This is a genomic window from Methylorubrum aminovorans (assembly GCF_022179725.1).
Lineage (GTDB): Bacteria > Pseudomonadota > Alphaproteobacteria > Rhizobiales > Beijerinckiaceae > Methylobacterium > Methylobacterium aminovorans.
On sequence record NZ_BPRC01000003.1, the window covers coordinates 59,062 to 70,649 of the forward strand.

The following is an 11,588-nucleotide window of genomic DNA, read 5'->3' on the forward strand; positions in this document are numbered from 1 at the left end:
CGTCCCGAAAGGTGGTCACCGGCTTTCGGGAAAGACGATGCAAAAACAAGGGAATAGCGCGTCGTCGGTCAGACCCCGAAGATCACGCGGCGGAAGCGGGCGAGGGCGAAGACGAAGTAGATGCTGCCGAGTGCGGCCAGCGCGAGCAGTTGCGGCCAGACCACGGACAGGCCGGCGCCGCGGTAGAGGACGGCCTGGGCCAGCGCGACGAAGTGCGGCGTCGGGCTCACGATCTGCACCAGGATCTGGAGCCAGTACGGCATGCTCTCCATCGGCGTGCTGCTGCCCGAGAGCAACTGCATCAGCAGCAGGATCGGGATCACCAGCAGGCCGAACTGGCCCATGGAACTGGCGATGGTGCCGAGCAGGATGCCGAGTGCAGCCACCGCCAGCGCGTAGAGACCGCCACCGAACAGGAAGAGGGGGATCGAGCCTGCGATCGGCACCCCGAGCCAGCCTTCCACGACGAAGACCAGCGACAGGCCGGCGCCGACGAGGATGACGAGCCCGTTGGCGATCACCTTGGCGAGCATGATCTCGACGGGCACCAGCGGCATCACCAGCAGGTGCTCGACCGTGCCCTGCTCGCGCTCGCGGATCAGCGCGGCGCCGGTGAGGATGACGGTGAGCAGCGTGATGTTGTTGATTACCTGCATCACCGAGGTGAACCAGCTCGTCTGGAGATTCGGGTTGAACTTCGCCCGCGTCACCACCTGCACCGGGGCGGTGTCGCTGAGGTCGCTGCGCGCGGCGAAACGGGCGACTTCCTGGGCGATGATGGTCTGGAGGTAGACCGAGCCGTTGCCGGCCTGGGTCATCGCCGTGGCGTCGACGCCGAGCTGGACCTCGGCCGGACGGCCGGCGAGCACGTCCTTCTGCAGGCGTGGCGGCAGCTCGATCGTGAAGACGAGACGGCCGGTATCCATGGCGGGGTCGATCTCGGACGGCGTCAGCGCGACGACGCTCTTCACCAGCGGTGGGTTGAGTGCGCTGACGATCTGCCGCGAGAGGTCGGACTGATCCTCATCCACGACGCCGACGGTCAGGTTGCGCACCTCGGTCGAGGCGCCGGAGGCAACCGAGTGGACGGCGAAGGTGAAGGCGTAGACGACGAGGAACAGCATCACTGGATCGGCGCGGATGCTGCGCAGCTCCTTGACGATGAGGCGGAACACGTTGGCGGCATGCGTGCCGAAGCCCAGCGGTGCGGGGGCGGCGGATTGGTCAGGGCCGGCGCGCTCGGAAGGGCCGATGTTGCGAGCGGGGCCTGGCATCTCACGCCTCCTGCTTGCGCAGGAGGAGCTGCGACAGGATCAGGAACAGGAGGGCAAAGCCCGCCAGCACGAGGATGTTGCGATCGAGTTCGGCAAAGGGCAGGCCCTTGGTGAAGGTGCCGGCGGTGACGGGTTGGTACCAAGCCGGCGGCAGCGAGAGCCCGATCAGCCGGGCACTGCCCGAGAGCGACGAGATCGGGACGAGGAGGCCCGAGAAGTTGACGGCCGGGATGATCGACAGGAGTGCGGTGGCGAAGACCGCCGCGACCTGGGTCTTCATGAAGGTCGAGATGAATTGCCCGAAGCCGGTGGTGGCCGAGACGTAGAACAGCGTTCCGAGGCAGAGCGCGGCGAACGAACCCTTGACCCGCACGTCGAAGACGAAGAGCGCCACGAGGACCAGCAGGCCGAAGCTGATCATGGCGATGCCGATATAGGGAAGTTGCTTGCCGAGCAGGAACTCGAACTTGGTCACCGGCGTCGAGCGGAAGTTGGCGATCGACCCCGTCTCCTTCTCGCGCACCACCGCGATGGCCGACATGATCGCCGGGATCAGGATGAGCAGCAGCATCATCACGCTCGGCACCATGGCGTTGACGCTGCGAAAGGCCTGATTGTAGCGAAAGCGCGTCTCGACGCTCACCGTCTTCGAGGCATCGATGCCGAGGCGCTCGACGGCGAGTTGGTGGGCGTACTGGTTGGCGAGCCCTGTGACGTAGCCGCGGCTGGTCTCGGCCCGGAACGGCATCGCCCCGTCGAGCCAGACGGCGACCTCCGGCGCGCGGCCCGACTGAAGGTCGCGGCCGAAGCGGGGCGGGATCTCGACGGCGATCTGGACGCTGCCGTTGCGGAAGCGCCGGTCGAGTTCGGTCGCGGAGCTGATCGGCGGCTGCTCGCTGAAGTAGCGCGAGCTGGTGAAGGCATCGACGAGCTGGCGGCTTTCCGGGGTGTTGTCCTGGTCGAAGGCCGAGAAGCGCAGGTTCTCGACGTCGAACGAGATGCCGTAGCCGAAGGCGATCATCAGCAGCACGGGGCCGATGAAGGCGAAGGCGATGCGGATCGGATCGCGCAGCAGCTCCATCGTCTCGCGCCGGGCATAGGCCCAGAGGCGCCGCGGATCGAAGCGGTGGCGGTGCGGGGCCGCGCGGGGCGGTGCCGGGGCGGGCGGGGTGTCCGGCTTGGCCGCCGTCTCCTTCGCTACTTCTTGCGCCGCCTCGCGCCCCGCCTTCTCCGCCGCTTTCGGGTCGAGCCCGGCGGCCTCGGCCAGGTAATCGATGAAGCATTGTTCCAGCGAAGTGCTGCCGCGCTTTCGCACCAACTCGGCCGGCGTGCCCACCGCCAGAACCCGGCCGGCATGCATCAGCGAGATGCGGTCGCAGCGCTCGGCCTCGTTCATGAAGTGGGTGGAGAGGAAGATCGTGACGCCCTCGTCGCGCGAGAGGTCGATCAGCGTGCGCCAGAAGGCGTCGCGGGCGATGGGATCGACGCCCGAAGTCGGCTCGTCGAGGATCAGCATCGCCGGCCGGTGCAGCACGGCGACCGCGAGCTGGAGCCGTTGCTTGATCCCGAGCGGCAGGCTGTCGGGCCGCGCGTTCTTGACCGGTTCGAGTTCGAAGCGCTCGAGAAGCTCCTTGATCCGCACCGGGCGGTCGTGCGGCGGCAGGTGGTAGAGCTGGGCGTGCAGTTCGAGGTTCTGCAGCACCGTCAGCTCGCTGTAGAGCGAGAAAGCCTGCGACATGTAGCCGACGTTGCGGCGGGTCTCCATGTCGTTGTCGCCCACGGGGTGGCCGAACAGCTTGGCGCTTCCCTCCGAGACCGGCAGGAGGCCCGTGAGCATCTTCATCGTGGTGGACTTGCCGCAGCCGTTCGAGCCGAGGAAGCCGAAAATCTCGCCGCGAGCGATGCGGAAGCTGACGTCGTCGACGGCGGTGAAGCTGCCGAAGCGCCGCGTCAGATGTTCGGCCTCGATCGCCGGCAACGCGTCGAGCCGGGGCGGCCGGGGCTTCAGCACCACGGGCCGGTGCTGCGCCTGTTTCTCCGGCGGGAGGAGGGCGATGAAGGCCGCCTCCATGTCGGGCTTGCCCGTCCGGGCCAGCAGGTCGGCGGGGCTGCCGCTGGCGATGACGTGGCCGTCATCCATCGCGATCAGCCGCTCGAAGCGCGAGGCCTCGTCCATGTAGGCGGTGGCGACGATCACGCTCATGCCGGGCCGTCCGGCCCGGATCGAGCCGATCAGCTCCCAGAACTGTCCGCGCGAGAGCGGATCGACGCCCGTTGTCGGCTCGTCGAGGATCAGGAGGTCGGGGTCGTGGATCAGCGCGCAGCAGAGACTGAGCTTCTGCTTCATGCCGCCCGACAGCTTGCCCGCCGGGCGGTCTTCGAACGGGTCGAGGCCGGTGGCGGTGAGCAGGTCGGTGATGCGCCGCCGCCGCTCCGACGCACCCTGGCCGAACAGGCGGCCGTGGAAGTCGATGTTCTCGAACACGCTCAGCGTCGGGTAGAGATTGCGGCCGAGCCCCTGGGGCATGTAGGCGATGCGCGCCGCCTCCCGCGTGCGGTGCCGGCGCTCCGCCATGTCGCCGTCGAGCACCGTGACGCGGCCGGTCTGGATCCGCCGCACGCCGGCCACGAGCGCGAGCAGCGTCGACTTGCCGACGCCGTCCGGCCCGATGACCCCGACCATGCGGCCCGCCGGAAGGTCGAGCGACACATCGTCGAGCGCGCGCGTCCCGCCGTAGCGATGCGAGACGTGCTCCAGCCGGGCGATGACGGACGCGTCGCTCATGCCGGCCTCACGGCAGCTTCACGGCGAGGTCGGGCGGCCATTGCGCATCGGCCTTGGTGCGGACGAAGCCCATGCCGCGCACGCCCGTCTTCACCCGCTGATGATATTTCTTCAGGACCTTGGGATCGATCTGGAGCTTGACCCGGAAAGTCAGCTTCTCGCGCTCCTCCTCGGTCTCGACGCTTTTGGGCGTGAACTGCGCCTCGGCGGCGACGAAGCTGATCGTCGCCGGGATGACGTATTGGGGGATCGGATCGAGGATGATCCGGGCATCGTCGTTGAGCGCCAGCGGCCCGGCCTGCGCGGCCGGCAGGTAGATCGTCATGTAGACGTCGGCGAGGTCGAGCAGGGTCAGGATGCGGGTGCCGGCGCCGACCACCTCGCCCTCCCGCGCCAGCCGGTACTGCACCCGCCCGTCGCGGGGCGCCCGCAGCACGAGATCGACGAGAACCGCCTGCAGCCGCTCGACATCGGCCTCGGCGCTCTTCACCGCAAACTTGGCCTGCTCCTCCTCCGCCTTGGCGGCCTCGAGCCCGGCCTTTGCCGCATCCGCCTTGGCCTTGCGCTGGTCGAAGATCTGCTTGGTGAGATATCCCTTGCCGACCAACTCCTTGCCGCGGTTGTAGTCGGCGTCGGCGAAGGTGAGATCGCTGGTGCGCTGGGCGATCAGGGCGACCGCTTCCGCGAGGCTCTTCTTGGCCCGCAACACCTGGGCCTGCGCGCCGCGCAACTGCGCCTCGGTCTCGGGTGAGGAAATCGTCGCGACGACCTGCCCCGCGGTGACCTCGTCGCCTTCCTTGACGAGCAGCTTGGCGATGCGGCCGGCATATTTCGCCGCGACATCGACCTGCGTCGCCTCAATACGCCCGTTCGATTTGGCGATGCCCTCGGGCATGCGCTGGCCGCGCAGCCGGTCGATGAGCTGTTTCAAGCGCGACTGCGCCTGGACCGGCGGGGGAGCGGCGACGGCGAAACCCGCGGCGAGCCCGATCGCGAGAAGGGCGGCGCGCACCCCTTGGCCCGGCGTCGTCTGCCTCATGCCGTCGCTCCCGGCGCGGCGCGGCCCAGCAGACGCAGCGTGTGTCTTGCGATCATGCGCTCCTCGTCGGTCGGGATGATCCAGATCTGCGCCCGGCTTCCCGCCGCATCGAGTCTTGCGACGCCGGAGCGGTTGGCGTCATTGCTCAGGATCAAACCGGCCCAGCCCAATTCGGCGACGATGCGCTGCCGGATCTCGGGCGCGTTCTCGCCGATCCCGGCGGTGAAGACGAAGGCGTCGAGGCCGCCGAGCGTCACGGCGAGCGATGCCGCCGCCTGCGCCACCCGCCGGCAGAAGAAGGCGACGGCCATGGCGGCCTCCGGCCGGTCGCTCGCCAGCAGGGTCCGCACGTCGTTGCTGAGCCCGGACAGGCCGAGCAAGCCGCTCTCGTGGTAGAGCATGTGCCCGACCTCGGCCGGACTCATGCCCTTGTGCTCGATAAGGTGCAGCACGACGCCGGGATCGAGCGCGCCGCAGCGCGTGCCCATGGGCACGCCGTCGAGAGCGGTGAAGCTCATGGTGGTCTCCTGGCTCCGGCCGCCCTTCAGGGCGCAGAGCGAGGCGCCGGAGCCGAGATGGGCGACCACCACGCGCCCCTGCGCAGTCTCGGGCGCCAGATCCCGCAGGCGCCCGGCGACGTATTCGTAGGACAGGCCGTGAAAGCCGTAGCGCCGCACGCCCTCGTCGTGCAGGAAGCGGGGCAGGGCGAAGCGGTCGGACAGCTCCGGATGGCCGCGATGGAAGGCGGTGTCGAAGCAGGCGACCTGCGGCAGGTCGGGCCGACGCTGCCGCAGCACCCGGATCGGATCGAGGTTGCCGAGTTGGTGCAGCGGCGCCAGCGGGATGAAGCTTTCGAGCCTGCGCAGCACCGCGTCATCGACCAACACCGGCTCCGCGAAGTCCGGCCCGCCATGAACCACCCGGTGCCCGACCGCGACGATCGACTCGGCGCCGCGGTGGTGGGCGAACCAATCTTCGAGGTGGTGCTGCGCGGCCGAGGCGTCCGGTACGTCGCCGGGCGTGAAGCGGCGCTCTTCCAGAACGGCACCGCGTCCGTCCTTCACCGTCAGCAGGGGCGTGCCGCCGATGCCGCTCATCCCGCCGCCCAGGAGGGGAGCCAGGTCCGCGCCGTCGATCCGGTACAGCTTGAACTTGATCGACGAACTGCCGGCATTCACGACCAAAATGCTGTCGTTCATGTCAGCCTCATGCCGGAGGCGTCGATCGCCTCCGCTCGGGTTCGGGGCCGCGCCTCACGGGCTGGCGGCCGTCGGATGCCGGGATCGGCGTGAGGCGCACGGTCATCGGATCGGCTCCATCCGTCGGTCACCGGCACGGTCAGCCGTGAGGGGGCCGATCGAAGACGATCAATGATTCCAATATTTTCCGCGATGAAGCAAATGACGGCAGGCTCCAAAAAGAAAATGCGGAGGATTTTGAGCGAAAATTGAGATTATGATCTTTTAGCAAATGATAAATAATCGCCGATCGCGATCATCGTTGCTCAGTTATTCGATCTTCAACCGCTATTGACACCGTATGGTTGCGTCGATTGTATGGAATGATCGGTCGTGTACCGCGGGTATTGCGGGCGGCTTCGAGATCAACGCTATTCAGGTTGCATGTTCGCAGGCCGTGCCGGCTCGGCTCCGGCCCCATGGCGGTGCCGGTCTGTCCGAGTGGGCGAAAAGCATGGGGCCGGCGATCCGTGACGGCATCCGGCCCTCCGTCGCCAACGGGACCGCCGGGCCGGCATCCCCCGAGACCGAGCGAACGGACGATCGATGCTGCGCCCGCGCCTGAATCCGCCGACCGATATCTTTCCCCCGAACCCGTGGGCGATCGAGGCCGTCCGCTACGTGCGCGAATTGGCGCGTGACTTCACCGGGCAGGGGGAGACGATGTTCGCCTTGTCGAACGGCTATCTCGGAATGCGCGGGATCGCCGACGAGGGAACACCGGTCCGCGAGGCGGGGACCTATCTCAACGGCTTCTACGAGCACCGCCCGATCTCGTACGGCGAGCGCGCCTACGGCTTTCCCACGGTCGGCCAGAGCATCCTGAACTGTCCCGACGGGATGCTCATGTCGCTCTCCGTCGACGATGAGCCCTTCGTCCTGGCGGAGGCCGAAATCCTCTCCTATCGGCGCATCCTCGATTTCCGGACCGGAACCCTGAACCGGCACGTGGCTTGGCTGACGCCTTCGGGGAAGCGCCTGCGCCTGCGCACGCTCCGCCTCGTCTCCCTCGCGCATCGCCATCTCGCCGCGGTCGAATACGCGCTGACGATCGAGGACGCCGAGGCGGAGGTGGTGATCGCATCCGAGTTGCGGAACGACCAGCCGCTCGCCGCCGACACCAGCGACCCGCGCTTGGCGGAGGGGTTCGTGGGCCGCGTCCTGCACCCGACCGGGTTCCGGGTCGCGGCTTTGCGCGCCATTCTCAGCTATCGCACCGTAAGTTCCGGATTGGTGCTCGGCTGCGGCATGGATCACGTCATCGCTGCCGACGGCCCGTTTGCCGCCCAGGCGAGCTGCGACGACGACCTCGCCCGCATCGTCGTTCGCAGCACCCTCGCGCCGGGCCAGACGATCCGCGTCCACAAATACCTGAGCTACCATTATTCCGGCGACACGGCGCCCGAACCGATCCGCTCGCGGGTGGCCTGGACGCTCGACCGTGCGGTGGAGCGCGGCTTCGCATCGATCCGCGCGCGCCAGGAGGCGGATGTCGACCGCTTCTGGCAGCGCGCCGACGTGAGGGTGGACGCCGAAAACCCGAGATTGCAGCAGGCGATCCGCTGGAATCTGTTCCAGTTGATGCAGGCCTCGGAGCGGGCCGAGGGACACGGCATCCCCGCCCGCGGTCTGACCGGGCGGACCTATGAGGGGCACTACTTCTGGGACACCGAGATCTACGTCCTGCCGTTCCTGATCTACACCAATCCGCCGATGGCGCGCAGCCTGCTCAAGGTCCGCTACGACATGCTCGACAGCGCTCGCGACCGGGCTCGCGAACTCGGGCATCGCGGCGCGATGTTTCCCTGGCGCACGATCAACGGACGGGAGGCCTCCGCCTATTACGAGGCGGGGACGGCGCAGTATCACATCAACGCCGACATCGCCTTCGCCGTGCGCCAGTACGTCGAGGTGAGCGGTGACGAGGATTTTCTGTGCCGCTACGGCGCCGAGATCCTGGTCGAGACCGCCCGTCTCTGGTGCGACCTCGGCTTCTTCTCCGAGCGGATGGGCGGCCGCTTCTGCATCCACGGTGTGACCGGGCCGGACGAGTATACGGCGATCGTCAACAACAACTGCTACACGAACCTGATGGCGCGGGAGAACATGCGCACCGCCGCCGCGACCGTGCGCAGGCTACAGCGCGACGACCCCGAGAGCTTTGCCAGCCTCGTGCGCCGCACCAGCCTCGAACCGGACGAGCCCGAGGCCTGGGATCGGGCGGCGGAGCACATGTACCTGCCCTACGACGATCGGCTGAAGGTGCATCCGCAGGATGACGCCTTCCTCGATCTGGAGCGGTGGGATTTCGCGGCCACGCCGGAGGATCATTACCCGCTGCTGCTGCACTACCACCCGCTGAACCTGTACCGGTGTCAGGTGATCAAACAGGCCGACATGGTGCTGGCCATGTTCCTGCTGAGCGAGCAATTCTCGCACGAGGCCAAGCGGCGAAACTTCGAGTATTACGACCCGCTGACCACCCACGACTCGTCGCTCTCCGTCTGCATCCAGAGCATCGTCGCCAACGAGATCGGATTGCGCGAGAAGGCGATCCACTACTTCAACTTCGCCGTGGCGATGGACCTGTCCGATATCGGCGGGAACATGATGCACGGCGCGCACATCGCGGCGATCGGCGGCACGTGGCTCGCCCTGGTCTACGGTTTCGCAGGGATGCGCGACACGGGCGGACGCATCGGCTTCCATCCCTGCCTGCCCGAAGCCTGGGGCCGGATGAGCTTCACGCTCCGCATCCGCGGCCGGACGATCCGGGTCGAACTCGACCACGCCGCCGCCACCTACAGCCTGCTGGAGGGGAAGGAACTGACCCTGTGGCATGAAGGGGAGCGCCTCGGCCTTTCGGCGGCCAAGCCCTCGGTGACGCGCACGATCCGCCCGCCGGCCGGGGATGACCATGGCTCCAAGCCCTGACGCCGTAACGGAGCCCCTGCGCGCGGTGATCTTCGACGTCGACGGCGTGCTGGTCGATTCGCCCCACGAGCAGGCTTGGCGCGAGGCGCTCGCCGATTTCGCCGACCCGAGCGGCTTCACCACGGCTTTTTATCAGGCCTATGTCGCGGGCAAGCGGCGGCTCGAGGGCGCACGGGCCACGCTGGAGCGTCTCGGCGGTTCCGGGGCGGCGGCGCAGGCCGCTGCCTACGCGGAGAAAAAGCAGGCGGTGATCGACCGGCTGATCGCGGAAGACCGGTTCGAAGCGTTCCCCGATGCGATCCGTTTCGCCGAGGCGCTGCGGGGTTTGCCGCTGCGTACGGTGCTTGCCTCGGCCTCGAAGAACGCCGACGCGCTGCTGGCCCGCGTGATCTTATCCGAGGGCCGCACGCTGCTGTCGCTGTTCGATGCCGATGTGAGCGGGCGCGAGGTGCCGCGCGGCAAGCCCGATCCGGCCCTGTTCCTGCTCGCCGCCGCCGCCGTGGACACGCCTCCCTGGCAATGCCTCGTCGTCGAGGACGCGCCGGCCGGGATCCGGGCAGCGAAGGCCGGCGGCATGGCCGGGCTCGGCATCGCCCGGCTCGGCGATGAGGCTCTATTGCGGGCGGCAAGGGCCGACCTCGTCCTCACCTCGCTCGATGAGCTCGATATGCGCGCCTTGCCGAGCGGCGTCCTGCGCACCCGGCCTGTTCCTCCCTCTCACATCTGAGGAGAACTGCGGCGGGCGACGTCACGGGTTGCGTAGCGCCGGCACCGTCTTCGGAGAGCCGAGATCGAAGGTCTTGTTGCGCAGGGGGTCGAGCCGGGTGCCTTCGGAGGCGTCGAAGGCCTTCGGGCGCGCTCCGCCGTCGGCCGCCCCGCCGTCCAGCGCCGCGTTCGAGCCCGGCGCGTAGGCCGACGAGCGACCGGGGATTGCGCCGGGCTGGCCGGCATTCGGCTCGGCGGTGTTCGGATCGACCTTGTCGACGGCCGTGGGATCGGCCTGCTGCGACTGCTGGCGGGAGCGCTCCACTTGGCGCCAGCGGGTCACGTTGCGCTGGTGACCCTCAAGGGAATCGGCGAAGGCGTGGCCACCGGTGCCGTCGGCGACGAAGTAGAGATCCTTGGTGCGCGAGGGGTTGGCGACCGCCTCCAGGGCTGCCCGGCCCGGATTGGCGATCGGGCCGGGGGGCAGGCCCTCGATCACGTAGGTGTTGTAGGGGGTCGCGCGCTCGATCTCCGAGCGCAGGATGCCGCGCCCGAGGGTGCCGCGCCCGCCGACGAGCCCGTAGACGATGGTGGGATCGGATTGCAGTTTCATCCGCTTCTGCAGGCGGTTGACGAACACGCCCGCCACTCGCGGCCGCTCGTCGGCGCGGCCGGTCTCCTTCTCGACGATGGAGGCCAGCGTCACCATCTCGGCCGGCGTCTTCACCGGTACATCGGCGCTGCGGCGCTGCCAGATCTGATTCAGCACCTCGCGCTGCTTGGCGCGCATCAGGTTGACGATCTGCTGGCGCGTGGCGCCGCGCTCGAACTTGTAGGTATCTGGCAGGAGCGAGCCTTCCGGCGGCGTCTCAGCGATTTCGCCGGAGAGCACGTCGTTGTCGTTGAGCCGGGCGACGATCTGCTCGGAGGTGAGGCCTTCGGGGAAGGTGATGGCGTGCTGGACCTGACGCCCATTGGTCAGCGTCTCGATCGCGTCCTTCACGCTGGCATGGGCCTTGAACATGTACTCGCCATGCTTGAGCGGCCCCTTGCCACCGAAGCGGGCGGACATCTCGAACAGGCTCGGATGCTCGATCACGCCCTCGCGGGCGAGGATGCTGGCAATCTCCGAGGTGCCGCTGCGGCTGGGGATCACCACGACTTTGTCGGCGGCGAGCGGACCCGGCTCGGAGGCTTGCCGGTTGATCAGAGTGAGACCGATCAGGGCGCCGAGCGCCAGCACGACGCCAAGTGTCAGGAACCCGCTGATGGTGGCGAGCAGGCCGCCGCGGCGGCGCTCCGGCCTCTCGGGCGGGGGAGGGGCGACGGTGGGCTTGATCGCCTCGCTCGGGCTGCGCGGCGACGGCCGGTTCGGCAGCGACGGCTCCTCGGAGGCGGGCGGCGGAGACGGCGGATCTTGTCGTCTGCGAAACATCCGGAATCCTGCTGTGGCCCTGTGCGGTGCCCCGCTCAAGGCACCGTGTTCCGGCCGACGAACGTTCGACGGGCGGAACCTTGAGCGTCTCTCACAAAGTCTTGGCCCGGTGGAGAGCCAGGCACTCTGCGAGGCAGTCTAAGCCGTTTTGTGGCGAAATGGCGTTGCCTGCGACCGG

General features: G+C 68.1%; 7 protein-coding genes. 2 read left to right on the plus strand and 5 right to left on the minus strand.

Annotation, left to right across the window (positions count from 1 at the left end):
- Positions 1-68: 68 nt before the first annotated feature.
- From MFF24_RS06715 to MFF24_RS06730, 4 genes are read right to left on the minus strand one after another with little or no spacing between them, the layout of a single operon-like run.
- Positions 69-1,274: an ABC transporter permease gene (locus MFF24_RS06715; protein WP_238223412.1), complete on the minus strand. Its 1,206-nt coding sequence runs from the start codon at positions 1,272-1,274 to the stop codon at positions 69-71.
- 1 nt (position 1,275) lies between these two features.
- Positions 1,276-4,059 (minus strand): ribosome-associated ATPase/putative transporter RbbA, encoded by a 2,784-nt coding sequence (rbbA, locus tag MFF24_RS06720; protein WP_238223420.1) that lies wholly within the window; start codon positions 4,057-4,059, stop codon positions 1,276-1,278.
- A gap of 7 nt (positions 4,060-4,066) precedes the next feature.
- On the minus strand, positions 4,067-5,098 hold the full coding sequence (locus tag MFF24_RS06725; protein WP_108938589.1) for an HlyD family secretion protein: 1,032 nt from the start codon (positions 5,096-5,098) through the stop codon (positions 4,067-4,069).
- A complete protein-coding gene (locus tag MFF24_RS06730) occupies positions 5,095-6,297 on the minus strand; it encodes an acetate/propionate family kinase (RefSeq protein WP_238223422.1) in 1,203 nt (400 codons plus the stop codon). The genes MFF24_RS06725 and MFF24_RS06730 overlap by 4 nt, the downstream gene beginning before the upstream one ends.
- Positions 6,298-6,882: 585 nt before the next feature.
- Between MFF24_RS06730 and MFF24_RS06735 the strand changes: the two genes are divergently transcribed.
- Both MFF24_RS06735 and MFF24_RS06740 read left to right on the plus strand, forming a co-directional pair.
- The gene (locus tag MFF24_RS06735) at positions 6,883-9,270 is read left to right on the plus strand and encodes a glycoside hydrolase family 65 protein (protein WP_238223428.1); all 2,388 of its coding nucleotides are present in this window, start codon (positions 6,883-6,885) and stop codon (positions 9,268-9,270) included.
- On the plus strand, positions 9,254-9,997 hold the full coding sequence (locus tag MFF24_RS06740; RefSeq protein ID WP_238223430.1) for an HAD family hydrolase: 744 nt from the start codon (positions 9,254-9,256) through the stop codon (positions 9,995-9,997). The genes MFF24_RS06735 and MFF24_RS06740 overlap by 17 nt, the downstream gene beginning before the upstream one ends.
- A 21-nt stretch (positions 9,998-10,018) precedes the next feature.
- On the opposite strand, the gene mltG is transcribed toward MFF24_RS06740, so the two are convergent.
- Complete coding sequence (gene mltG, locus MFF24_RS06745) at positions 10,019-11,410, minus strand: endolytic transglycosylase MltG (protein ID WP_108938585.1); 1,392 nt, start codon at positions 11,408-11,410, stop codon at positions 10,019-10,021.
- Positions 11,411-11,588 lie beyond the last annotated feature (178 nt).